Here is a 23,700-nt window from a genome sequence, read left to right as displayed (position 1 = left end):
GCGGCGGACTGGCTCGGCCCCGTGTGTGGAGGGTGGCGTGTCAGGCGGCCGGACGAACCCAGGCCGCCAGCAAGGCCAGCCAGCGGGCCTTCCAGGCTGCGGTGAACGCGATGGCCAGCGCGGCGCCGGCCAGCGTCATGAACCACACCAGCGAAGCCATCGAAGCGTGGTCGACTGCCAGGCACAGCAGCAGCGACGCGACCAGCCCCGACACGCCAAGCACGCGCAGCAGCACCACCGTGCCACGCGACGCGGGCACCGGGCCGAACGCCTGTTCCCAATGAACATCCATGGCCAGCGCGAGCCAGCCGAGGCCGGCGATGTTGGCCAGCACGGCCAGCAGCAGGAGGAGGGCGTCAGGCACGGGCGCTCTCCTCAACGCCGGCGGAGGCCGCGCGAGGTGCCGCCGGAGCGGAGGTCACGCCGGTGCGGCGGCCGAGCTTGCGTGCGGCCATGACCGCGACCGCGGCGCTGGCGAGCATGAACAGGTCGGCGCCCGCCACCGGCCAGTAGCCCTGGCCAAGAGTGCGCAGCAGGTGGTCTCCGGTGGTCACCCAGTTCAGCAGCACCGCGGCCACGGCCATCACGGCGACGGCCCAGCACTGCTCTGCCCAGGCGGGGGCCATGCGCGCCTCGGCAACAGGCGCGGTGCGCCAGATGGCGTGCGCGAACGCGAGCAGCCATGCGCCGCAGAAGATGTACTTTTCCCAGTCACCGCGCGCCGGCAGGTCGTCGGGCAGCAGGCGGTTGCCGATCAGCATGGCCAGCGTGGCGACGAGCATGCCGGTCACGGTGGTCACCGCGAAGGCGTCGACCCAGCGCGCGCCGCCGCGCTCCTGCTTCGCATGCTGGCGCTTGCGCTTTTCCACGAAGAAGACGAAGCCGGTGGCAATGCACGCGCAGCCCGAGAGGCCGCCCAGCACATACAGCCACCTCAGCAGCCAGTGGCGGAAGTGCTGCAGGTGCAGGCCGGTAAGGAAGGTGTTGACGCTGGCCACGGGCGTGAGCGGCGGGTCTTCGCGCAGTACCTCGCCGGTCGAGGCCTTGAAGTGGATGCCTTCGCCGGTCAGCGCGATGCGGTCGGTGCCGGCGCGGTACACGCTGACGTAGCTGTTGGCGTCGCCCACGTGCTGCACGCTGAGGAAGCCCACGTCGCCGGCCATGTCCTTGGCCGCCCAGCGGCGCTTGGCCTCGGCCACCATGGCGTCCACCGATGCCAGCGTGCCGGGCACGCCCGCGCGGTCGTGCGGCAGGCCGGTTTCCATTGCCTCGTGCTTTTCATGCAGGTCGTGCAGCGGCTTGAGCTGGGTGTCGGTGATCGGAAAGTAGATGCTGCCGAAGATCACCAGCCCCGAGAAGGCGAAGATGAAATGGAAGGGCAGCGCCACCACGCCGGTCAGGTTGTGCAGGTCGAGCGTGCTGCGCTGCGTGTGCTTGCGCGGGCGGAAGGTGAAGAGCTCGCGGAAGATCTTGCGGTGCATGACTACCCCGCTGACCAGCGCCACCAGCATGACGAGCGCCGAGAACCCGACGATGAAGTAGCCCAGGTTCTTCCACTCCAGGTGCAGGCTGTAGTGCAGCGGGTAGAAGAACTGGCTGCCGATCTTCAAGTGGTCGTCGGGCAGCAGCCTGCCGTTGCGCGGGTCGATGGTGCGGTCGCCGAAAACGCTGTCTTCGGGGTCCTTGGCATTGGGCAGTTCATAGCTGGAGAACAGGCTGAGCACCGGGTCGCGGTGCGTGGTGTAGGCGCCCCAGCTCTTGACCACCGGAAAGCTGTCGGCCATGGGGCCGCTCACGCGGCTGCGGGCCTGCTCGATGCTCTGGGCGCTGGGCTTCATGTCCTGGAAGACGGGCAGCAGCATCCTGTCGAACGACGGCATGGGCTGCGGCTCGAAGCGGGTCGAGGGAATCGCCCAGCGGTCGATCTCGCGGTCGAACACCGACAGCGAACCGAAGAAGAAGACGGCCATCAGCACGAAGCCCAGCACAAGGCCGAACCACGTATGAAGCCAGGCCATCGAGAGGCGGAAATTCTGGAACACGGACTTGGGTCTCCTTGGGCGTGCGCGTCGACGATCAGAGCAGCGTGCGCTGCACCAGCCAGGCGGCACCGGCCATGAGTGCGCCGCCGCCGGCCAGCACGAGCCACACGCGCGCCAGGCTGTGCGCCGAGAACGCCCAGAGGAACGCGACCAGGAAGACGATGAAGCCCACGATGTAGCCCAGCGCCTCGGCGTCGTGGAATTCCATGCGGGCTGCGAACAGCAGGCCGATGGCCAGGGCGATGAAGCCCCAGGTGAAGGCGTAGCCGCCGAGCATGCCGGCGGCGATGCGCCAGGCGACGCGGGAAGGAGAAACGTTTGAAGCGGTCATGCTGTCGAGGCGGCGTGGCGCGGTGGTGAGCCGCGCGGATGCGTCTTGAGCCAGGTCGGCGGGCCTCGAACAAATAACCGGTTCGACGCCTTTTATCAAATAAGAACTATTCTCATAGTATCTTGGTTTTGTCGGCGCAAGCCCTATGCGCTAGCGTCTCGGAGGGCTTTTCGCCGAAGCGGGCGCGGTACTGCGCCGCGAAATGGCCGAGGTGAAGAAAGCCGTATTTCTCCGCCGTCTCGCGCACGCCGCCACCGTCGTCGCGCTGCGCCGCCGCCACCAGGTCGGCCCGCACCCTGTCGAGCCTGAGTTCGCGCAGGAACTCCATCGGACCCTGGCCCGCATGCTGGCGAAACGCCAGCTGCAATGCGCGTGCGCTGCAGCCGACCTCGCGGCACACGTCGGCCAGCGACACCGGCTGCTCGGCGTGCGCCGCCATGAACTCCTGCGCCTTGCGGACCACGCGCGGCAGCAGGCCGCGCTGCGCATCGCCGGCCAGGGCGCCCGAGTGGTTGTGCCGCGCCGACATCAGCAGGCTTGCCATCAGGTAGGCCTCGGCATGCTCGGCCAGGCGGCTGCCGCCGGCCTGCAGCGAGTTGCCCGCGTCGAGCGTGAGCCGCAGGTAGTCGATGAAATGCACCAGCGGCGCCAGCGCGGGGTTGTCGAGCGGCACGCCGAGCTCGAACACCAGCGCCTGGCGCACCGGCGCCTGCAGCAGCGCCTCCAGCCGCGACTGCAGCGCCGGGCGGGCCAGCCGCACGATCAGGTGCGGGCTGTCGTCGGCCCAGCGCATGGAGAGCTGTTCGGTCGGCGACGGCAGCGATGCCAGGCTGGGCGTGGCATCGACCTGCTGCGCGCCGCAGCGGATGTCCGCGCCTCCGCGCAGCGGAATCTGCAGCAGGAAGAAGTCCTGCAGATAGCCCGGGTCGATCTGCACGCCCGGCCCGTACTGCACATAGTTGAGGCTCACGTCCCGGTGCAGGCGCGCGCTGTGGTGGCAGGCGTCCAGTTCGGTGCGCGGCCGCAGCATGGTCAGGCCGTGCGGGCAGAACACGCGGGCCACGCTTTCACGCGCCTCGTCCATGTCGTGGCTTTCGAACAGTCGGTAGCGCTGCAGCGGCAGCCGTGGGGTCGTGGCGGCGGTTTCCATGGGGCTGGGGCACCGTAGCAAAAACCATCCCCGCCCACAATTCGGATCGCCCCTCCTCGAAAACATGCGCGGCAGGGACAGCGCCTGCGCTTGCGGGATGCGTGCGCGCGCCCCGGCCTCCTAACGTACGACCCCACGGGCCAGCCCGGCCCGGTTGATCCACCGTAACAGGAGAGCCAGCGTCATGTTCAAGGGACTCGAAGGCAGGAGCGCCATCGTCACCGGCGGTGCCACATTGATAGGAGCCGGCGTGGTGCGCGCGCTGCACGCCGCCGGTGTGAAGGTGGCCATTGCGGACATCGACGCCGGCAACGGACAGGCGCTGGCCGATTCGCTGGGCGCCGGCGCGCTTTTCGCGCACACCGACATCACCGACGACGCCCAGGTGGCGGCATGCGTGGCCCAGGCGGCGCAGCGGCACGGCGGCGTGCACTTTCTGGTGAACCTCGCGTGCTCCTACGTGGACGACGGCTTCAAGTCGCCGCGCGCCGACTGGCTCAGCTCGTTCAACGTGAACGTGGCCAGCGCGGTGGCGATGCTGCAGGCGGTGCATCCGCACATGGTGGCGGCGGGCGGTGGCGCGGTGGTCAATTTCACGAGCATCTCTTCGCGCGTGGCGCAGACCGGGCGCTGGCTGTATCCGGTCAGCAAGGCCGCGATGGCGCAGCTCACCCGCAACATGGCCATGGACCTGGCGGGCGACCGCATCCGCGTGAACAGCGTGTCGCCGGGCTGGACATGGTCGGCCGTGATGGACCGCCTGAGCAACGGCGACCGCGCCAAGACCGACCGCGTGGCCGCGCCTTTCCATCTGCTGGGCCGCGTGGGCGACCCCGACGAGGTGGCGCAGGTGGTGCTTTTCCTGTGCTCGGACCACGCGAGCTTCGTGACCGGCGCCGACTACGCGGTGGACGGAGGCTACGCGGCCATGGGCCCCGAGCAGGCCGTGCCGGCCATTCCCAAGCTGATGGACTGACCAGCAAGCAAGCAAGCAACCAAGCAAGGAGCAAGACAATGAAGCGGATCGCAATCGTCGGCGCAGGCCAGTCGGGCCTGCAACTGGGGCTCGGCCTGCTGGGCGCGGGCTACGAAGTCACCATGTTCAGCAACCGCACGGCGGACGACATACGCAACGGCAAGGTGATGTCGAGCCAGTGCATGTTCCACACCTCGCTGCAGATCGAGCGAGACCTTGGCCTCGACCACTGGGCCAGGGAATGCCCCACGGTCGACGGCATCGGGCTGGCGGTGCCGCATCCCGAGCAGAAGGGCGCCAAGGCCATCGACTGGGCGGCACGGCTGCATTCGAGCGCGCAGTCGGTCGACCAGCGCGTGAAGATCCCGGCATGGATGGCCGAATTCCAGAAGAAGGGCGGCGAGCTGGTCTTCAAGGACGCGGGCATCGACGAGCTCGAAACCTGCACGCAGACGCATGACCTGACGCTGGTGGCGAGCGGCAAGGGCGAGATCTCGAAGCTCTTCGAGCGCGACGCCCACAAGTCGACCTTCGACAAGCCGCAGCGCGCACTGGCGCTGACCTACGTGAAGGGCATGAAGCCGCGCGAGCCGTTCTCGGCCGTGTGCTTCAACCTGATTCCCGGCGTGGGCGAGTACTTCGTGTTTCCCGCGCTAACGACCAGCGGGCCCTGCGAGATCATGGTGTTCGAAGGCATTCCGGGCGGCCCCATGGACTGCTGGGCCGACGTGAAGACGCCGCAGGAGCACCTGGCGCGCAGCAAGTGGATCGTCGACACCTTCACGCCGTGGGAAGCCGGGCGCTGCAAGGACATAGAGCTGACCGACGACAACGGCATCCTCGCCGGCCGCTTCGCGCCCACGGTGCGCAAGCCCCTGGCCACGCTGCCTTCGGGGCGCAAGGTGCTCGGCCTGGCCGACGTGGTGGTGCTCAACGACCCGATCACCGGCCAGGGCTCGAACAACGCGGCCAAGTGCGCCGACGTGTACCTCAAGAGCATCCTCGCGCGCGGCGAGGGCGCGGCCGACGCCTCGTGGATGCAGCAGACCTTCGACCGCTACTGGTTCGGCTATTCGCAGTGGGTCACGCAGTGGACCAACATGCTGCTCACGCCGCCGCCGCCCCATGTGCTGAAGCTGCTCGGCAGCGCCGGCGCGATGCCGACGCTGGCCAGCGCCTTCGCCAACGGCTTCGACGATCCGCGCACCTTCTTCCCGTGGTTCGCAGACCCGGTGGAGGCCGACCGCTACATCGAAACCTGCGCCGCCGCGGCGGCCTGACGACGCCATGAAACGCAGCGTTGCCATCGTCGGCGCCGGCCAGTCCGGCATGCAGCTTGCGCTGGGCCTGCAGGCGGCCGGGCACGAGGTGACGGTCTACTCGAACCGCGGCGCGCGGGAGATTCTCGAGGGGCCGGTCATGTCCAGCCAGTGCATGTTCGAGACCGCGCTGCAGACCGAGCGCGAACTCGGGCTCGACTTCTGGGCCGACGACTGCCCGCGCGTGGAAGGCATCGGCATGACGGTGCGCAACCCGCAGGGCGGCAAGGCGATCGAGTGGAGCGCCCGGCTCGACGGCGCGGCGCAGTCGGTCGACCAGCGCGTCAAGATCCACGGCTGGATGAACGCCTTCGAGCAGCGCGGCGGCCGGATCGTGCTGAAGGCCGTGGGGCTCGATGCCCTGGAGGCTTGCGCGCGCATGCATGAACTGGTGGTGGTGGCCAGCGGCAAGGGCGAGATCGCGAAGCTCTTCGAGCGCGACGCCGAACGCAGCGCATTCGACGCACCGCAACGTGTGCTGGCGCTGACCTACGTGAAGGGCATGAAGCCGCGCGAGCCGTTCCCGGCCGTGTGCTTCAACCTGATTCCCGGCGTGGGCGAGTACTTCGTGTTCCCCGCGCTCACGACCAGCGGGCCGTGCGAGATCATGGTGTTCGAAGGCATTCCTGGCGGGCCGATGGACTGCTGGGCAGACGTGAAGACGCCGCAGGCGCACCTGGCGCGCAGCAGGCAGATCCTCGAAACCTTCCTGCCCTGGGAGGCCGAGCGCTGCCGGGACATCGCGCTGACCGACGACAACGGCATCCTCGTCGGCAGCTTCGCGCCCACGGTGCGCAAGCCCGTCGCCACGCTGCCCTCGGGGCGCCAGGTGCTGGGCATGGCCGACGTGGTGGTGCTCAACGACCCGATCACCGGGCAGGGCTCCAACAACGCGGCCAAGAGCGCCCAGATCTACCTGCAGCGCATCCTCGAGAACGCCGACGCACCCTTCGACGCGGCATGGATGCAAGAGACCTTCGACCGCTACTGGGAGGGCTACGCCCGCTGGGCCACCGACTGGACCCGCAGCCTGCTCGCGCCGCCCACGCCGCACCTGCACAAGCTGCTGCAGAGCGCGACGCACATGCCCTCGGTCGCGAGCACGGTGGTCAACGGCTTCGACGATCCGCGCGCCTTCGCGCCCTGGTGGTTCGATGCGGCGCAGGCCGACCGCTTCCTGGAAGACAGGGCGCGCGAGGCCGCGGCCGACCGCTTCGACCGCCGCGACTTCCGCAAGGCGCTGGGCCAGTTTTCCACCGGCGTGACCGTCATCACCACGCGCGCCATCGACGGGCGCCGCGTGGGCATGACGGCCAACTCGTTCTCGTCGGTGTCGCTCGATCCGCCGCTGGTGCTGTGGAGCCTGGCGCGCAATGCGCCGAGCGTGGCGGACTTCACGGGCGCCAGCCATTTCGCGATCAACGTGCTGGCGGCGCACCAGCATCACCTGTCGCGCCAGTTCTCCACGCCGCAGGCCGACAAGTTCGGCGGCGTGGACTGCTGCGAGGGCACGGCGGGCGTACCCTTGCTCAATGATGTCATTGCGCGCTTCGTCTGCCGCAATGTCAGGCAGTATGACGGGGGCGATCACCTCATCTTCATCGGCGAGGTCGAGCGTTACGACCGCTTCGACGGCGAGCCGCTGGTCTTTCACTCGGGCTACTACCAGGTGACGACGCGGCACCCGGAATGTTTGCAATAGAACGGAGAACCCACATGCAAGAGAAAACCAAGGCCCCGGGCCAGTACATCCAGATGCAGGCCGCCGACGGCAGCGGCGCCTTTCGCGGCTACCTGGCGCTGCCAGAGGCGGGCACCGGCCCCGGCCTCGTGATTGCCCAGGAAATCTTCGGCATCAACCACACGATGCGCGAGGTGGCCGACTACTACGCCGAGGAAGGCTACGTGGTGCTGGTGCCCGACCTGTTCTGGCGCCAGGAACCCGGCGTGGAGCTGGGCTACAGCGAAGCCGACTGGCAGCGTGCCTTTGCCCTGTACGGCGGCTTCGACGAAGCCAAGGGCATGCAGGACATGCAGACCGCCATCGACGCGCTGCGCGCCCGTGCCGAGGTAACGGAAAAGAAGGTTGGCGTGCTCGGCTTCTGCCTCGGCGGCAAGCTCGCCTACCTCAGCGCCTGCCGCACCGACGCCGATGCGGTGGTCGGCTACTACGGCGTGGGTATCGACGCCGCGCTGGACGAGGCCGACAACATCAAATGCCCGCTGACCCTGCACATCGCCGAGCTCGACAAGTTCTGCCCGCCCGAGGCGCGCGACCGCATCCTGGCCGCGCTCAAGGGCCGGCCCGGCGTGTCGCTGTACGTCTACCCCGGCATGGACCACGCCTTCGCACGCGCGGGCGGCGAGCACTTCCACAAGCCCTCGGCGCTCATGGCGCACGAGCGCAGCATCGCCACGCTGAAAGACGCCATCGGCCCGCACTACGACCTCTCCGCGCTGTGGGACAAGCACTGCGAATACGAGTTCGCCACGCGCAACGTCGACGACACCATGCGCACCATGGTGGCCGAGCCCTACGTCAACCACATCCCGACCATGACCGGCGGCGTGGGCTACAAGGACCTGCACGCCTTCTATACGAACCACTTCGTCAACAGCAACCCGCCGGACACCGCGCTCACCTCGATCTCGCGCACCATCGGCGCCACCCAGGTGGTCGACGAACTGCTGTTCAGCTTCACCCACACCACCGAGATCCCGTGGATGCTGCCCGGCGTGGCGCCCACCGGCAAGCGGGTGGAAGTGCCGCTGCTGGCCGTCATCAAGTTCCGCGGCGACAAGCTCTACCACGAGCACATCTACTGGGACCAGGCCAGCGTGCTGGTGCAGGTCGGCCTGCTCGACCCCAAGCTGCTGCCGGTGGCGGGCATCGAGACGGCGCGCAAGCTGCTGGACGAGACCTTGCCGTCGAATACGTTGATGCGTTGATGCGCTGAGCCAGGGGTGGCCGGGGCGGTCCGGCCACGGCATAGGCCATCCGTCGAATGCACAGCGGCGGCTTCACTGCCTAGCATGAAGCGCATCGCCGTTCCAGCCGATGCCTTCGATGACAAAGACTTCTTTCATGGCCCGATGCACGCGCCTGGCCGGCGCGGCTCTGCTGTCGCCGTTGCTGCTTGCCGGCGCATTCGCCGCCGAGCCCTCCAAGGACCATCCGCTGGTCGGCCGCTACGAGGGCGCGGTGCTCGACGGCTACAAGGCCGCCGCGTACGACGAGGTCGGCCTCATCAAGGAGCCGTTCCAGAACTGGGGCGGCGGCAAGCCCGACCTGCTGCGGGTCGAGGGCAAGGTCACGCTCTACCTTTACCGCCTGCCCAAGGAGCGCTCGCTGCTCGAGGTGCAGCGCAACTACGAGTCCAGCCTCAAGGCCAAGGGCTTCGAGGTGCTGTTCACCTGCGGCACGGCCAATGCGTCGTGCTACAGACCGCGCCCGGGCAGCGTCGACACCACCACGCCCTACGACTTTGCGCTGGCCTTCGACGAGCCCGAATGGCCGCGCCTGGGCAGCCGGGGCGACTACGCGCGCAACTACTTCGCGGTGAGCGGCCGCTACCTGCTGGCGAAGAAGGCCGGCCCCACGGGCACCGTGTACGCCAGCATCGCGCTGGCCGAGCACAACGCCGACGTGGGCAACCACGCCTTCGTGCGGGTGGTCGAGACCAAGGCGATGGAAGACAACAAGATCGTCTTCGTCGATGCCACGGCCATGCAGAAGAGCCTGGCGGAGACAGGGCGCGTGAACCTCTACGGCATCCTGTTCGACCTGGACAAGGACGTCATCAGGCCCGAGTCGCAGCCCACGCTCGACGAAATGGCCAAGCTCATGCGCGGCAATCCGCCGCTGAAGCTCTCGGTGGTGGGCCACACCGATGCGCAGGGCGACGCGAAGCACAACGACGATCTCTCGAAGCGCCGCGCGCTGGCGGTGATCGCGGCGCTGGTGAAGGCCGGCGTGGACCCGCGCCGCTTCACGACCCGCGGCGCCGGGTCGGCCGAGCCTGTGGCGCCGAACGACAGCGAGGCGGGGCGCGCGAAGAACCGCCGGGTCGAACTGGTCCGGCTCTGAGCCGGGCTTCAGATGACCGGCACGCTGGTCTCCTTCAGCACGCGCAGCACGAAGTGCGACTTGCTGTGCCGGATACCGGGGATCTTGTAGAGCTTCTCGCGCAGCAGGCGCTCGTAGTCGCGGGTGTCGCGCACGGCGATGCGGATGTAGTAGTCGTAGTCACCGGAGACCAGGTAGGCCTCCTGGATCTCGGGGATGGTCGCGAGCACGCGGCCGAAGTCGTAGAGGGTCTCGTCGGTGTGGCTCTCCAGCGTGACCTGCACGATCACCGAGTCGTGGTAGCCCAGCTTCGCCGGATCGACGTCGACCGTGTAGCGCTTGATGACGCCCGTGGCCTCGAGCTTCTTGATGCGCGTCCAGCAGCTGGTGGGCGACAGGCCGACCTCGTTGCCGATCTCCTGCAGGGTCTTGCGGGAATCGAGCAGCAGCACACGGAGGATCGCCAGATCGGTCTTGTCGAAAGATCCTTCGTTGTCACCGATGATTTGGCGATTGATTTTCATGAATCGAGTCCGAAGAGCCAAAAGAAAGAAGCATATTTTGCGCTCAAACCGGAAGAATCGACGGCATGCGACTGCTCGACCTACCCCTCACGCCCTCCCTGTCCCTCCACCCCGAGGCGCCCCCCGTGGTGCGCAACGGTGCCGAAGCCCTGCTCGACACGCTGGTCGAGTGCGGCGTCGACACCATCTTCGGCTACCCCGGCGGCGCGGCGCTGCCGCTGTACGACGCGCTGCACGGCGAGCCGCGGCTGCGCCATGTGCTGGTGCGCCACGAGCAGGCGGCGGTGCACGCGGCCGAAGGCTATGCGCGCAGCACCGGCCGGGTGGGCGTGGTGCTGGTCACTTCCGGCCCCGGCGTGGGCAACACCATCACCGGGCTGCTCGACGCCATGAGCGACTCGGTGCCGGTGCTGTGCATCAGCGGGCAGGTGGCGACCGCGGTGATCGGCACGCAGGCTTTCCAGGAGAGCGACGCGCTGGGCATGTCGCGCTCGGTGACCAAGTGGAACCGCCAGGTGCGCTCGGCGGACGACGTGCCTTCGCTGGTGCGCCGCGCGCTGGAGATCGCCACCACCGGCCGCCCCGGGCCGGTGCTGCTCGACGTGCCGAAGGACATCCAGCTCAACCGCCTGAGCCATGCGCCCGAGCCGGCGCCGCTGCGCGCGCTGCGCACCAGCCGCGCCGCGATGCCGCCCAAGGCCATGATGCAGCGCGCGGCCGACCTGCTGTCCACGGCGCGCCGTCCGGTCATCTACGGCGGCGGCGGGCTCATCAACTCCGGCCCCGAGGCCTGCGAAGCCTTCACGCGACTGGTGCACCTGCTGCACGCGCCGTGCACGCTCACGCTGATGGGCCTGGGCGCCTTCCCGGCGTCGGACCCCAAGTTCATCGGCATGCTGGGCATGCACGGCATGCTCGAGGCCAACCTGGCCATGCACGAGGCCGACCTGGTGGTGTGCATCGGTGCGCGCTTCGACGACCGCGTGACCGGCAAGCTCGACGAGTTCTGCCCGCATGCGCGCAAGATCCACATCGACATCGACCCCGGCAGCATCAACAAGGTGGTGCACGTCGACGTGCCGATGGTGGGCGACTGCGCGGCGATCCTCGAAGGCTTGCTGGCGCTGCTGCCCGACAGCTTTGCTCCCGAGCGGCTGGCGCCGTGGTGGTCGCGCATCGAACGCTGGCGCGCCGAAGACTGCCTGGCCTTCGAGACGCGCGAGGACGCGATCCTGCCGCAGCAGCTGATGTCTTCGCTGAACCGCGCCATCGGCGGGCGCGACGCGATCGTCTCGACCGACGTGGGCCAGCACCAGATGTGGGCCGCGCAATACCTGCGCTTCGACAGCCCGCGCCGCTGGCTTACTTCAGGCGGCGCCGGGACCATGGGCTACGGCCTGCCGGCGGCCATCGGCGCGCAGATCGGCCACCCCGAGGCGCTGACGGTGTGCGTGAGCGGCGATGCGTCGGTGCTCATGAACATCCAGGAGCTGTCCACTGCCGTGCAGCATCGCGTACCGGTGAAGCTGGTGCTGTGCAACAACGGCTACATGGGCATGGTGCGCCAGTGGCAGGAACTGAACCACGGCAACCGCCTGAGCCACAGCTGGAACGAGGCGCTGCCCGACTTCGTGGCCCTGGCCAAGGCCTTCGGCTGGGGCGCGCGCCGCGTGACCGACCCGGCCGAACTGGAAGAGGCGCTGGCCGAGTGCCTTGCGAGCGACGGACCGTTCTTCCTCAACGTCGAGGTGGCGGCGCAGGAGAACTGCTTTCCGATGATGCCGTCCGGACACGGCCACCACCGCGTGATGCTGGCCAAGGACCGCTGGTACGAAGAGGCCTGATCAAACGATGGGGTTGTAAGGCTGTTGGGGGTACGTATAGATCCTCTTCTCGTAAGAAGTGGGAACCCGGGTGCCGCCTTCGATGGTTTTTTCTATATGCGCGATCTGCTGCATGTAGATGACGGCCCGGCTGAACATATGGAACTTTCTGCCGTCCGGATGTATGACGGTGATGTGAAAGTAACTCTGTCCGTTGAAGTTCTGTAGCTGATGGAAGCCGAGTTCGACCGTCACATCGGTTTGACTGTCCAGCACCGCGGTGGCCACGTCGTGGAGTTCGTTGGCGTGGTTATGGGCAATTTCTCTTTTTGCCCATGTATTCAGCATGGTGCATATCTGCTGCCAGCTTGACGCGCCCAGGGTGTTGTAGTCATCGGCGTACTGCAATCCATGCTTTGCCTGGAGCCCATTGATGTTGTCCCAGTCTTTGGCAAATGCGATCCCCATGTAGTCCTCCTGTTCGATGGATGGATGTTGGCATCCGTCCGGAGGCCGATCCATTTCATTCCATTACAGGCCGGTCCCGGCCGAACCTAGGAGTGCCCGTCCACCCGCATCTGGAACAGGAAGTAGGGCGGGATGCACGCGCCGCGCCCTTCGGGCTGGCCGTCGGCCCGCGCGCAGATGTAGTCGTCCCGGCAGGGCTGCTGCGCCGAGCAACTGCGCAGGTTGCCGGGGCGCGTGTGTTTGGCCAGGCATTCGCCGAACGGCTTCTTCGCGGCCAGGCAGCTTTTGAAGTCGCTCAGGATGGCGATGCCGCCGCAGGTGCCGTTCGGGTCCTTCGGGTCACAGGGACCCGAGCACATGCCGCCCGGGAAGCCGACCGAGGTTTTCTCGCACACCGAGGCCGCGCCTTCGCAGGCGATGCGCGGCAGCTTCTCGGCGCGGTCGAGCCAGGGGTTGGCCGATGGCGTGATGCGCGTGGGCTCGCAGCGCGCGCCGACCGTCGCGGGCTCGGCGGCGGTGTCGGCTTCCAGCGGCTCGGCGAGCGGGCGGAACGGATCGGGCCGCGGCGTCGACAGCGAAGCCTGCACATAGGCCGTGCGCCGCGCCAGTTCGTCCTGCACGTGAGGCGAGTGCGGCACCGCGAGCGCGTTGCCGGTGGTGAAGGTCCGCGACGCACCGCGCCGGTCCACGCCCAGCAGGTGAAAGCCCGCGACCGCGCGGCTCTGGTGGCAGCCCATGCAGCTCAGGTCGTCGAGGCGGCGCAGCAGCGCCTGCGGTGAACGCAGCGTGCGGCTGCCGGGCACCGCCTGCCATTCGCCGGGCGCGAAGACCTGCTCGAAAGGGCGGTTCGCGAGCCGCTCCAGCCCGCGCGGTGCGACCGACACCGCTTCGGTCGCGAGGAATTTCTCGGGAATCTGCAATGTCGCCTCGTCGAGCGCGCGCAGGTTGTCCGGCTGCCGCAGCCACTGCTGCAATTCCTTGCGCAGCGGCGCGCTGGCCTTGAGCTTTGCGACATCGGGCGTGTTTTCGAGCGGCTTTGCCTCGTAGCGCTTCGTGCCCGCATTCCAGCGGAAGGCGCGCAGCATGTACTCGGCATGACCGCCCAGGTCGGGCCGCACCGCCGAGGGCCAACGCACGCTCTGCAGGTTGGTCGTGATCTGCGAGATGCGCGCGTGTTCCAGGCGCTTGGGCGCCAGGGGGCCGTCGGCCGACACCAGCCAGCGGCCCAGCGCTTCGTCGCCGGTCGCGCCCTGCGGCGGCTGCCAGAGCCTGGCCGTGGCCGCACAGCTGCCGTCGGCGTCGGGCGCGTCGCCGCGCAGTTCCACGTTGACGGTCATCGGCAGGCGCGACTGCATCGCGGCGGTGCGGTAGGCCAGCCGGTACACCAGCCGCGTCTCACCGCAGGCGCCGTTCTGGAAAGGACGCCGGTCCATGCGGTTGGCAACGCCGACCAGTTCGAAGAACGCATCGGGGCTCGCGAGCCAGCGGGCGTCGAACAGCCGGTGCGCATAGCGCGCAACGCCGACGCCGGCCTGCCGGTCGCGCCGCTGGATGCCGGCGAGGCTGTCGCCCAGCGGGCCGGTGATGGTGCGCCACGCGGGTGAACGCGCCAGCGACTCGTTGGTGGCGACGCCGTCGCTCGATGCCGGTGCTGCCGCATCGAACCAGCGGGCGAATCCGGCACCGGAGCGTTCGGCCGCCCGCAAGGCGGCGGGCGCGGTGACTACCAGCACCGGCTCGGCGGCATTCGCGGCGCTCGCCACGGAGCTCGTCGCCGCGGTGACGACCAGCGCGAGGAGCAAGGGCAGGCGGTGTCTGAGGAATTGCACGCGGGCGATCTTGCAGGGCCGGTGCGCGCTCAGTCGGCGATCAATGCCGGGTCGACGCGCCGCACGCGGTGGTCGATGTAGTAGCCGCCGAACTCGGTGTAGCGCAGCACCAGCAGCTTGCATGCGGTGCAGCGGTACACGTTGCAGCGGTTGAACGGAAAGTGCGTGACCGAGATCGGCGCGTCCGGCGAGTCGTAGCGCGTTCCGGCGGGGTGCCATTCCTCGAAAGTCGGTTCGTACAGATCCGGATCGCGCAGCGTGCCGACCTGCTGCATCAAGGCTTCTGGCCAGCGCTCTTCGGTGATGCTCTCCCAGGCCGCGGCTTGCTGGAGGCGGCAGGCGCACGGCGATGCGTCGGGGGTGGATGCAAGGGCGAGTCGCCGCAGTCCGGCGGCGTCGAGGAGAGATGTGGGTGTGTTCATGCGCGTGCCTGCGTGGCAGCTGCCGCCCATGGGGCAGGGCTTTGGATGATACGAGGCCGGCCCGCGCCTTCATGGCCGACATGCCGAGTCAGACAAGGCCGCTATCTGGCGTAGATCTCTGCGCCCAAAGGTGCGCACGCGCTGCGCTGCGGCGATTTGTCTGGAAAAATGCATTTCAATGACAACAGAACCGCCGCCGACAACACAACAACAAAAGCTCAGGGTGCTCCTGGTCGAGGACGATGCCGACACGCTCGCCACCACCCTGAAGCTGCTCGAAGCCCTGGGGCACTGGGCAACGGGCGTGAAGAGCGCCGAGGCCGCGATCGCGCGCTTCTTCGATGGCGCTTTCGACGTGGTGATGGTGGACATAGGCCTGCCCGCGCTGTCGGGCCACGACCTGGCCGAACGGCTCCTGCATGACCACCACGTGCCGGTGATCTTCGTGACGGGACAGGCCGAGCCGGCCACGGCAATGAAGGGCACGTCGTGGCTGCGCAAGCCCTACACGGTCGAGCAATTGACCCAGACGCTGGAGCGCTCGCTGGCCACGGTGAGGTAGCGGACCGGGCGGGCGGGATCACTTGCGTACAAGACGCGGACGCGAGCGCGGCCTATCCTGCGGCGGTCTTGAACCCGCACGCTGCGTGAGAAACTACGAAGCCGATGCGGCCGGTGCTCCACCGGCTGGCCGGCCCCTTCGGGCCGATGGGCGGTGACGTATGGGATACAGAGATAAGTTGTTGAATTCAAACAAGAAAATTCTTTCGGTCGCTCCGATGATGGACTGGACCGATCGCCATTGCAGGTTCCTCCACCGCCTGCTGTCCCGCCACGCGCTGCTCTACACCGAGATGGTGACGACCGGCGCGCTGATACATGGCGATGTTCCCCGGCACCTTCGCTTCAACGCCGAGGAGCATCCCGTGGCGCTGCAGCTCGGCGGCAGCGAGCCCGCCGACCTTGCGCACTGCGCCAAGCTGGGCGAGGAGTGGGGCTACGACGAAATCAACCTGAACTGCGGCTGCCCGAGCGAGCGCGTGCAGCGCGGCGCTTTCGGCGCCTGCCTGATGAACGAGCCGCAACTGGTGGCGGATTGCGTGAAGGCGATGGTCGACGTGGTGAGCGTGCCCGTCACGGTCAAGCACCGCATCGGCATCGACAAGATCGAGAGCTATGAGTTCGTGCGCGACTTCGTCGGGCAGGTCAGCGAGGCCGGCTGCCATACCTTCATCGTGCATGCGCGCAATGCGTGGCTGCAAGGGCTGAGCCCGAAGCAGAACCGCGAGATCCCGCCGCTGCGCTACGAGCTCGTGCACCGGCTGAAGCATGAGTTTCCGGCGCTGAATTTCTCGATCAACGGGGGCATATCGGCCAATGCGCAAGTGCACGAGCACCTGCGGCTGCTCGACGGCGTGATGATCGGGCGCGAGGCGTATCACAACCCCTGGTGGCTCGCCGAATGGGACGCCGAGTTCTACGGCGCCGCGCCGCAGGCGCTGACGCGCGAAGAAGTCGAGTCGCTGATGTGCGACTACATGGTCCGCGAGGCCGCCGAGCACGGCACGCAGTGGTCGTCGATCGCGCGCCATATGCTGGGCTTGCGCAACGGCCTGCCGGGCGCGCGCCGCTGGCGGCAGGTCTGGAGCGACCATCGGCACAAGACGCTGCCGCCGCACGAGGTCATGGCACTCGCGCACGAGCCGGCGGTCCAGGCGGCCTGAACCCGGCGCGCCTGCTTCGGCGCTCGGCACGGGTGTTTTCACGCCTGTTTGCCGCTAAATGAAACATTGTTTCGAAATTGCTACTTCATGATAAGTGGCACGTCAACCGTTTTTTGCTGAAAAATGAGGTGCATCAGGGAAATAAGAAGGTTTCGATTCAATGAATGACGCGATTGGCGGCAAAGAAGAAGTGAGCGCGCTCGCTCGCGGCCTGGCTCTCCTCAAGGTCATCGGCATGGCGGCGGCACCCATAGGCAATCGCGAACTGGCAGATACCACGGGAATTCCCAAGGCCACGGTGTCGAGGCTCACCGCCACGCTGGTGAGTGCAGGGTATTTGCGACAGTCGCAAGACAACGAGCGCTTCAGCCTGGGGCCTGCGCTGCTCGACATGAGCAGCCGCTACCTGCTGCATTTCGATTTGCGCACGGTGGTTCGGCCGCACCTGGCCGAGTTGGCGGAGGCGGCCGGCGTCAGCGTGCACATGGGTGTGCGGGACGAGCTCGACATGCTCGTGATCGATTCGCTGCGGCCGCGCTCGGCGGTGATCAGCTCGCGCATCGAGGTCGGCACCCGAATGACTATCGCCACATCGGCAGCCGGCCGGGCGTATCTGGCGGCGCTGCCCGCGACGGAGCAGGCCGAGTTGCTGGAGCAGATCCGGCTCGAGAGCGGCGAGAGCTGGCCGACCATCAAGCCGCATCTCATGGCGGGCCTCGAAGAATATGCGCGCCTGGGCTACTGCGGTTCTTTCGGTGACTGGAACCCGCACATCCACGCCCTCGGTTTCGCGCTGCAGGGGCCGCGCGGCGAGCGGTACGCGGTCAGCTGCGGCGGTCCGGCCTACCTGATGCCCAAGGAAGCCATGGTGACGCGCATCGCGCCACTGTTGCTGGACACGGCGCGTGCCATCGCCAGGGAAATCGGCACCCTCGGCCATCACGACTGAAGCGCCGTTCCCTTTTCGGGAGGCCAGCGCCTAGTTCGCGGCTTCGAGGCCGTTCCTGAAGTGCTCGCGCATGCGGGCCATGGCCGCCTCGGCATCGCGAGCCTCGATGGCGGCCATCACCGCGCGGTGCTCCGCCAATGATTCCGCGATCCGCCCCGCCTTCAGCAGCGAGTTGCGGCGGTTGAGCTTCATCACCTTGCGCAGGTCGGCCACCATCTGGTCGCGCCACTTGTTGTCCGCGATGGCGAGCAGCCGCATGTGGAAGCGCTCGTTCACGGCAAAGAAGGGCTCGCGGTCCTCGGGGGTGGCGGCGGCTTCCAGCTCGGCGTGCAGCGCCTTCAACTCGGCGCGCTGCGCGTCGGTGGCGCGCTCGGCCACCACGCCGGCGGCATCGCTCTCCAGCAGCGAGAGCAGGTGGTACACGTCGGCCAGGTCCTGTTCGGACACCTCGGTCACGTAGGCGCCGCGCCGCACCTTCATCGTCACCAGGCCCTCGGCGGCCAGCACCTTCAGCGCCTCGCGCAGGGGGGTGCGGCTGATGCCGTACTCCTCGGCCAGCTTCAGCTCGTCGATCCAGCTGCCGGGCTCCAGTTCGCGGCGGAAGATCCGCTGGCGCAGCAGCTCGGCCACCTCTTCATAGAGGGCGCGGGGAGTAAGGGTGACGGCGGACATGGGCCGCACTGTACTTCAAAATCGGGTTTGAATTAATAATTATGGATGGGGTAGACTCGCGAACGACTTGCAAATCCGTGCAAGCAAATTTGCAAATACCTCTGCAAGACACTGCGAAGCGGCCCCTCATGAGCAGCACACCCGAACCCTCTTTCAAGCCCGCCGATCTCGAAGCCTGGGCCAAGGCCGCAGCCAAGTCGGCTCCCGGTGGCGACGTGAGCGCGCTGAACTGGATCACGCCCGACGGCATCAGCGTGAAGCCGCTCTACACCGCGGCCGACCTGCAGGGTCTCAAGTACACCGACACGCTGCCCGGCTTCGAACCCTACCTGCGCGGCCCCCAGGCCACCATGTACGCGGTGCGGCCGTGGACCATCCGCCAGTACGCGGGCTTCTCCACCGCCGAGGAGTCGAACGCCTTCTACCGCAAGGCGCTGGCCGCCGGCGGGCAGGGCGTGAGCGTGGCCTTCGACCTGGCCACCCACCGCGGCTACGACAGCGACCATCCGCGCGTGACCGGCGATGTCGGCAAGGCCGGGGTGGCGATCGATTCGGTCGAGGACATGAAGATCCTGTTCGACCAGATCCCGCTCGACAAGGTGAGCGTGTCCATGACGATGAACGGCGCCGTGCTGCCGGTGCTGGCGGGCTACGTGGTCGCGGCCGAAGAGCAGGGCGTGGCGCAGGATCAGCTCAGCGGAACCATCCAGAACGACATCCTCAAGGAGTTCATGGTCCGCAACACGTATATCTTTCCGCCGGCGCCGAGCATGCGGATCATCGGCGACATCATCGAGTACACGGCGCAGAAGATGCCCAAGTTCAACTCGATCTCGATCAGCGGCTACCACATGCAGGAAGCCGGCGCCAACCAGGCGCTGGAGCTCGCCTTCACGCTGGCCGACGGCAAGGAATACGTGAAGACCGCGCTGGCCAAGGGCCTGGACGTCGACGGCTTCGCCGGGCGCCTGAGCTTCTTCTGGGCCATCGGCATGAACTTCTATCTCGAAGTGGCCAAGATGCGCGCGGCGCGCCTGCTGTGGTGCCGCATCATGAAGGAGTTCAACCCCAAGAACCCCAAGAGCCTGATGCTGCGCACGCATTGCCAGACCTCGGGCTGGAGCCTCACCGAGCAGGACCCGTACAACAACGTGGTGCGCACCACCATCGAGGCCATGGCCGCGGTGTTCGGCGGCACGCAGAGCCTGCACACCAACGCGCTCGACGAGGCCATCGCACTGCCCACCGAGTTCAGTGCCCGCATCGCGCGCAACACGCAGCTCATCATCCAGGAAGAGACGCACATCACCAACGTGATCGACCCCTGGGCCGGCAGCTACATGATGGAGAAGCTCACGCAGGACATGGCCGATGCGGCCTGGGCGATCATCGAGGAGGTCGAGGCCATGGGCGGCATGACCAAGGCCGTGGACAGCGGCTGGGCCAAGCTCAAGATCGAGGCCGCCGCCGCCGAGAAGCAGGCGCGTATCGACTCCGGCAAGGACGTGATCGTCGGCGTCAACAAGTACAAGCTCAAGAGCGAAGACGCGATCGACAGCCTCTCGATCGACAACGTGAAGGTGCGCGAGCAGCAGGTGGCGCGGCTGCAGAAGATCCGCGCCTCGCGCGACACCGCCCGCGTGCAGGCCGCGCTCGACGCGCTCACCGAAGCCGCCGAGAACAACACCGGCAACCTGCTGGCACTGAGCATCGACGCCGTGCGCCTGCGCGCCACGGTGGGCGAGATTTCGGACGCGCTCGAAAAATCATTCGGCCGCCATCGGGCCGACACGCAGAAGGTGACCGGTGTGTACGCAGCTGCCTATGACTCCGCCGAAGGCTGGGAAGCCCTCAAGACCGAAATCAACGCCTTCGCCGAGGAACAGGGCCGCCGTCCGCGCGTGATGATCTCCAAGCTCGGCCAGGACGGCCACGACCGCGGCGCGAAGGTGGTCGCTACCGCCTTCGCCGACCTGGGCTTCGACGTGGACATGGGGCCGCTGTTCCAGACGCCCGAAGAATGCGCGCGCCAGGCCATCGAGAACGACGTGCACGCCGTGGGCGTGAGCACGCTCGCGGCCGGCCACAAGACGCTCGTGCCGGCCATCATCGACGAGCTCAAGAAGCAGGGCGCGGACGACATCATCGTGTTCGTCGGCGGCGTGATTCCGCGGCAGGACTACGACTTTCTCTACGAGGCCGGCGTCAAGGGCATCTACGGGCCGGGCACGCCCATTCCGGCCAGCGCCAAGGACGTGCTGGAGCAGATTCGCGCGGCGGTCACGGCCTGAGGCGCGCGACGTGGGCGATCTCTTGTCGCGGCTGTCGCTGCAGCCGGTGGATTCCAGCGATTTCGAAGCCATGCTGGCCCTGCGCATCGACGCGATGCGCCCGAGCCTGGAGCGCGTGGGCCGTTTCGACGCCGCACGCTCGCGCGAGCGCCTGAGCGCGGGCTTCGTCGTGCCGTACATGCACCACATCGTGCTCGATGGCGACCAACGCATCGGCTTCGTCACGCTCAAGCCGGAGGACAGCGATGCGCTGCGCCTCGACCACCTCTACTTGCGCTCCGGCTTCCAGGGCCTGGGCATCGGGGAATGGGTGCTGGAATGGGCCAAGTCGCAGGCGCGCGCGCAGCGGCTGGACATCAAGCTCACCGCGCTCATGAAGAGCGACGCCAACCGCTTCTACCTGCGGCACGGCTTCGTGCTCGAAGGCGAGGAGGGCGTCGACCTGCACTACCGCTGGCGCGTGGCGTCGGAGGCGGTGTGCTGAATACGGCACAGGCGCTCGAACGCGCCGTCGCCGAAACCGATGGCATGGCGCAGCGGCGCGCCATCGCCAAAGCCATCACGCTGCTCGAATCGACGCGCGCCGACCACCGCGCGCAGGCCGACGAACTGCTGACCGCGCTGCTGCCGCGCACGGGCAACTCGTTTCGCCTCGGCATCTCGGGCGTGCCCGGCGTCGGCAAGTCGACCTTCATCGAAACACTGGGGCTGCTGCTGATCGGCAAGGGTCACCGCGTGGCGGTGCTCACCATCGATCCGTCGTCCACCGTGTCGGGCGGCTCCATCCTGGGCGACAAGACGCGCATGGAGCGCCTTTCGGTGCACGAGCGCGCCTACATCCGCCCCAGCCCCTCGAGCGGCACGCTCGGCGGCGTGGCCGAGAAGACGCGCGAGGCCATGCTGGTGTGCGAAGCCGCCGGCTACGACATCGTGATCGTGGAGACCGTCGGCGTGGGCCAGAGCGAAACGGCCGTGGCCGGCATGACCGACATGTTCGTGCTGATGCAGCTTCCAAACGCCGGCGACGACCTGCAGGCCATCAAGAAGGGCGTGATGGAGCTGGCCGACCTCGTGGTCATCAACAAGGCCGACATCGACAAGGACGCCGCCACGCGCGCGCAGGCCCAGATCACTTCGGCGCTGCGGCTGTTCGGCCACCAGGGCAACCCCGACCACGCACACGCGGTGCACGACGCGCACAGCGGCGCTGAAGTGCGCTTCTGGCTGCCCAAGGTGCTGCAGCTCAGCGCGCTCGCCGACACCGGCGTCGACGCATTCTGGGAAGCCGTCACGCAATTCAGGCAACTGCAGACCGCCAACGGCAAGCTCGGCAAGCGCCGCGAGAAGCAGGCCACCGCGTGGATGTGGGAGCGCATCGACGCAGGCCTCAAGCAGGCCTTCAGGCATCACCCCCAGGTGCGCGAGCTGCTGCCGCAGCTCACGCAGCAGGTGGCACAGGGCACGCTGCCGGCATCGGCCGCGGCGCGCAGCCTGCTCGCCGCGGCCGCCATCACGGCCAGACCATGAGACACGAAATTCAGGACCACAGCTTCGGAAGCACACCATGCAAGAACTGATCGAACAACTCGAAAAGCGTCGCGCCCAGGCGCGTCTCGGCGGCGGGCAGAAGCGCATCGACGCGCAGCACGCCAAGGGCAAGCTCACGGCGCGCGAGCGCATCGAGCTGCTGCTCGACGACAACACCTTCGAAGAGTGGGACATGTTCGTCGAGCACCGCTCGGTCGACTTCGGCATGGCCGAGCAGAAGATCCCCGGCGACGGCGTGGTCACCGGCTACGGAATGATCAACGGCCGCCTGGTGTTCGTGTTCAGCCAGGACTTCACCGTCTTCGGCGGCGCGCTCAGCGAGGCGCATGCCGAGAAGATCTGCAAGGTGATGGACCAGGCCATGAAGGTCGGCGCACCCGTCATCGGCCTGAACGATTCGGGCGGCGCGCGCATCCAGGAAGGCGTGGCCTCGCTCGGCGGCTATGCCGACGTGTTCCAGCGCAACGTGATGGCCTCCGGCGTGGTGCCGCAGATCAGCATGATCATGGGCCCCTGCGCGGGCGGCGCCGTTTACTCGCCGGCCATGACCGACTTCATCTTCATGGTGAAGGACAGCAGCTACATGTTCGTCACCGGCCCCGAGGTGGTGAAGACCGTGACGCACGAGAGCGTGACTGCAGAGGAACTCGGCGGCGCCATCACCCACACCACGCGCAGCGGCGTGGCCGACATGGCGTTCGAGAACGACGTCGAGGCGCTGATGATGCTGCGCCGCCTGTACAACTACCTGCCGCTCAACAACCGCGAGAAGCCGCCGGTGCGCCTGGGCAACAACGGCCTGGGCGACCCGGCCGACCGGCCCGACTATTCGCTCGACACGCTGGTGCCCGACAACCCGAACAAGCCCTACGACATCAAGGAACTGATCCTGAAGGTGGTGGACGACGGCGACTTCTTCGAGCTGCAGCCCGACTACGCGAAGAACATCGTGATCGGCTTCGCTCGCATGGAAGGCCAGACCATCGGCATCGTCGCCAACCAGCCGCTGGTGCTGGCGGGCTGCCTGGACATCAAGAGCAGCATCAAGGCCGCACGCTTCGTGCGCTTCTGCGACGCCTTCAACATTCCGGTCGTCACCTTCGTCGACGTGCCAGGCTTCATGCCCGGCACGGGGCAGGAGTACGGCGGCATCATCAAGCACGGCGCCAAGCTGCTCTACGCGTATGCCGAGTGCACGGTGCCGAAGATCACCGTCATCACGCGCAAGGCCTACGGTGGCGCCTACGACGTGATGGCCTCCAAGCACCTGCGCGGCGACGTCAACCTGGCTTGGCCGCGCGCCGAGATCGCGGTGATGGGCGCCAAGGGCGCGGTGGAAATCATCTTCCGCGAGGACAAAAACGACCCCGAGAAGCTCGCTGCCCGCGAGGCCGAATACAAGGCCCGCTTTGCGAACCCGTATGTGGCCAGCGCACGCGGCTACATCGACGACGTGATCCTGCCGCACGAGACGCGCAAGCGCATCTGCCGCTCGCTGGTGATGCTGCGCGAGAAGAAGCTCGAGAATCCGTGGCGCAAGCACGGGAACATTCCACTGTGAGTGGC

The 23,700-nt window shown here is 67.5% G+C and carries 22 protein-coding genes and 1 pseudogene; 14 read left to right on the top strand and 9 right to left on the bottom strand.

The features are described from left to right. Positions 1 to 40 precede the first annotated feature (40 nt). The 4 genes from WIX39_RS20180 to WIX39_RS20165 form a co-directional block, all read right to left on the bottom strand. Positions 41 to 364, bottom strand: coding sequence for a DUF3325 domain-containing protein (locus WIX39_RS20180; protein ID WP_081269023.1), 324 nt, complete (start codon positions 362 to 364; stop codon positions 41 to 43). Continuing rightward, positions 357 to 2,042: a PepSY-associated TM helix domain-containing protein gene (locus WIX39_RS20175; RefSeq protein ID WP_106934193.1), complete on the bottom strand. Its 1,686-nt coding sequence runs from the start codon at positions 2,040 to 2,042 to the stop codon at positions 357 to 359. The genes WIX39_RS20180 and WIX39_RS20175 overlap by 8 nt, the downstream gene beginning before the upstream one ends. 34 nt (positions 2,043 to 2,076) lie before the next feature. Then, a complete protein-coding gene (locus WIX39_RS20170) occupies positions 2,077 to 2,373 on the bottom strand; it encodes an iron uptake protein (RefSeq protein WP_081269084.1) in 297 nt (98 codons plus the stop codon). 112 nt (positions 2,374 to 2,485) lie between these two features. Further along, positions 2,486 to 3,523, bottom strand: coding sequence for an AraC family transcriptional regulator (locus WIX39_RS20165; RefSeq protein WP_409195693.1), 1,038 nt, complete (start codon positions 3,521 to 3,523; stop codon positions 2,486 to 2,488). A gap of 184 nt (positions 3,524 to 3,707) precedes the next feature. Here WIX39_RS20165 and WIX39_RS20160 point away from each other — a divergent pair, with 184 nt between their 5' ends. From WIX39_RS20160 to WIX39_RS20135, 6 genes and pseudogenes are all read left to right on the top strand, one after another. Then, complete coding sequence (locus WIX39_RS20160) at positions 3,708 to 4,499, top strand: SDR family oxidoreductase (RefSeq protein WP_409195692.1); 792 nt, start codon at positions 3,708 to 3,710, stop codon at positions 4,497 to 4,499. A gap of 38 nt (positions 4,500 to 4,537) precedes the next feature. Further along, the gene (locus tag WIX39_RS20155) at positions 4,538 to 5,779 is read left to right on the top strand and encodes a styrene monooxygenase/indole monooxygenase family protein (RefSeq protein ID WP_409195691.1); all 1,242 of its coding nucleotides are present in this window, start codon (positions 4,538 to 4,540) and stop codon (positions 5,777 to 5,779) included. A gap of 7 nt (positions 5,780 to 5,786) precedes the next feature. Next, positions 5,787 to 7,022: pseudogene (locus WIX39_RS20150) on the top strand (styrene monooxygenase/indole monooxygenase family protein); the annotation flags it as partial. Next, entirely contained in the window at positions 6,996 to 7,520 is a 525-nt protein-coding gene (locus tag WIX39_RS20145) for a flavin reductase family protein (RefSeq protein WP_234382824.1), read from the top strand. The pseudogene WIX39_RS20150 and the gene WIX39_RS20145, both read left to right, overlap by 27 nt. Before the next feature lie 14 nt (positions 7,521 to 7,534). After that, a complete protein-coding gene (locus WIX39_RS20140; RefSeq protein ID WP_081269017.1) occupies positions 7,535 to 8,767 on the top strand; it encodes a dienelactone hydrolase family protein in 1,233 nt (410 codons plus the stop codon). 118 nt (positions 8,768 to 8,885) lie between these two features. Further along, complete coding sequence (locus WIX39_RS20135; protein ID WP_409195690.1) at positions 8,886 to 9,905, top strand: OmpA family protein; 1,020 nt, start codon at positions 8,886 to 8,888, stop codon at positions 9,903 to 9,905. 8 nt (positions 9,906 to 9,913) lie between these two features. On the opposite strand, the gene WIX39_RS20130 is transcribed toward WIX39_RS20135, so the two are convergent. Beyond that, a complete protein-coding gene (locus tag WIX39_RS20130; protein ID WP_172839876.1) occupies positions 9,914 to 10,408 on the bottom strand; it encodes an Lrp/AsnC family transcriptional regulator in 495 nt (164 codons plus the stop codon). A 65-nt stretch (positions 10,409 to 10,473) separates the two neighbouring features. On the opposite strand from WIX39_RS20130, the gene ilvB reads away from it, so the two are divergent. Next, the gene (ilvB, locus tag WIX39_RS20125) at positions 10,474 to 12,252 is read left to right on the top strand and encodes a biosynthetic-type acetolactate synthase large subunit (RefSeq protein ID WP_409195689.1); all 1,779 of its coding nucleotides are present in this window, start codon (positions 10,474 to 10,476) and stop codon (positions 12,250 to 12,252) included. Here ilvB and WIX39_RS20120 read toward each other — a convergent pair whose 3' ends face one another. The 3 genes from WIX39_RS20120 to WIX39_RS20110 all read right to left on the bottom strand — a co-directional run bounded on the left by WIX39_RS20120 (position 12,253) and on the right by WIX39_RS20110 (position 14,950). Beyond that, entirely contained in the window at positions 12,253 to 12,699 is a 447-nt protein-coding gene (locus WIX39_RS20120; protein WP_081269014.1) for a hypothetical protein, read from the bottom strand. It lies immediately after the preceding gene. An 86-nt stretch (positions 12,700 to 12,785) separates the two neighbouring features. Beyond that, the gene (locus tag WIX39_RS20115) at positions 12,786 to 14,528 is read right to left on the bottom strand and encodes a hypothetical protein (protein ID WP_409195688.1); all 1,743 of its coding nucleotides are present in this window, start codon (positions 14,526 to 14,528) and stop codon (positions 12,786 to 12,788) included. A gap of 29 nt (positions 14,529 to 14,557) precedes the next feature. Beyond that, positions 14,558 to 14,950, bottom strand: coding sequence for a hypothetical protein (locus tag WIX39_RS20110; protein WP_409195687.1), 393 nt, complete (start codon positions 14,948 to 14,950; stop codon positions 14,558 to 14,560). A gap of 178 nt (positions 14,951 to 15,128) precedes the next feature. Between WIX39_RS20110 and WIX39_RS20105 the strand changes: the two genes are divergently transcribed. The 3 genes from WIX39_RS20105 (at position 15,129) to WIX39_RS20095 (ending at position 17,623) form a co-directional block, all read left to right on the top strand. Continuing rightward, complete coding sequence (locus WIX39_RS20105) at positions 15,129 to 15,512, top strand: response regulator (protein ID WP_081269012.1); 384 nt, start codon at positions 15,129 to 15,131, stop codon at positions 15,510 to 15,512. Positions 15,513 to 15,672: 160 nt separating this feature from the next. Beyond that, the gene (gene dusA, locus WIX39_RS20100) at positions 15,673 to 16,674 is read left to right on the top strand and encodes a tRNA dihydrouridine(20/20a) synthase DusA (RefSeq protein ID WP_106934201.1); all 1,002 of its coding nucleotides are present in this window, start codon (positions 15,673 to 15,675) and stop codon (positions 16,672 to 16,674) included. Positions 16,675 to 16,834: 160 nt separating this feature from the next. Next, positions 16,835 to 17,623, top strand: a complete 789-nt coding sequence (locus WIX39_RS20095; RefSeq protein ID WP_409195686.1) for an IclR family transcriptional regulator — start codon at positions 16,835 to 16,837, stop codon at positions 17,621 to 17,623. Positions 17,624 to 17,653: 30 nt separating this feature from the next. Here WIX39_RS20095 and WIX39_RS20090 read toward each other — a convergent pair whose 3' ends face one another. Continuing rightward, positions 17,654 to 18,295: a GntR family transcriptional regulator gene (locus WIX39_RS20090; protein WP_409195685.1), complete on the bottom strand. Its 642-nt coding sequence runs from the start codon at positions 18,293 to 18,295 to the stop codon at positions 17,654 to 17,656. A 128-nt stretch (positions 18,296 to 18,423) separates the two neighbouring features. Here WIX39_RS20090 and scpA point away from each other — a divergent pair, with 128 nt between their 5' ends. Genes scpA through WIX39_RS20070 form a run of 4 tightly spaced genes read left to right on the top strand, consistent with a single transcriptional unit; the run spans position 18,424 to position 23,695 of the window. Further along, the gene (scpA, locus tag WIX39_RS20085) at positions 18,424 to 20,586 is read left to right on the top strand and encodes a methylmalonyl-CoA mutase (protein WP_285411025.1); all 2,163 of its coding nucleotides are present in this window, start codon (positions 18,424 to 18,426) and stop codon (positions 20,584 to 20,586) included. Between the two features lie 10 nt (positions 20,587 to 20,596). Further along, positions 20,597 to 21,070: a GNAT family N-acetyltransferase gene (locus WIX39_RS20080; protein WP_106934204.1), complete on the top strand. Its 474-nt coding sequence runs from the start codon at positions 20,597 to 20,599 to the stop codon at positions 21,068 to 21,070. After that, a complete protein-coding gene (meaB, locus tag WIX39_RS20075) occupies positions 21,064 to 22,113 on the top strand; it encodes a methylmalonyl Co-A mutase-associated GTPase MeaB (RefSeq protein ID WP_409195684.1) in 1,050 nt (349 codons plus the stop codon). The genes WIX39_RS20080 and meaB overlap by 7 nt, the downstream gene beginning before the upstream one ends. A gap of 37 nt (positions 22,114 to 22,150) precedes the next feature. Then, complete coding sequence (locus tag WIX39_RS20070; protein ID WP_081269005.1) at positions 22,151 to 23,695, top strand: acyl-CoA carboxylase subunit beta; 1,545 nt, start codon at positions 22,151 to 22,153, stop codon at positions 23,693 to 23,695. Positions 23,696 to 23,700: the final 5 nt, after the last annotated feature.

Source organism: Variovorax sp. AB1(2024), assembly GCF_037482385.2.
GTDB lineage: Bacteria > Pseudomonadota > Gammaproteobacteria > Burkholderiales > Burkholderiaceae_C > Variovorax.
Note: the sequence above shows the minus strand (reverse complement) of the source record. Positions and strands in the feature narration are given on the sequence as shown.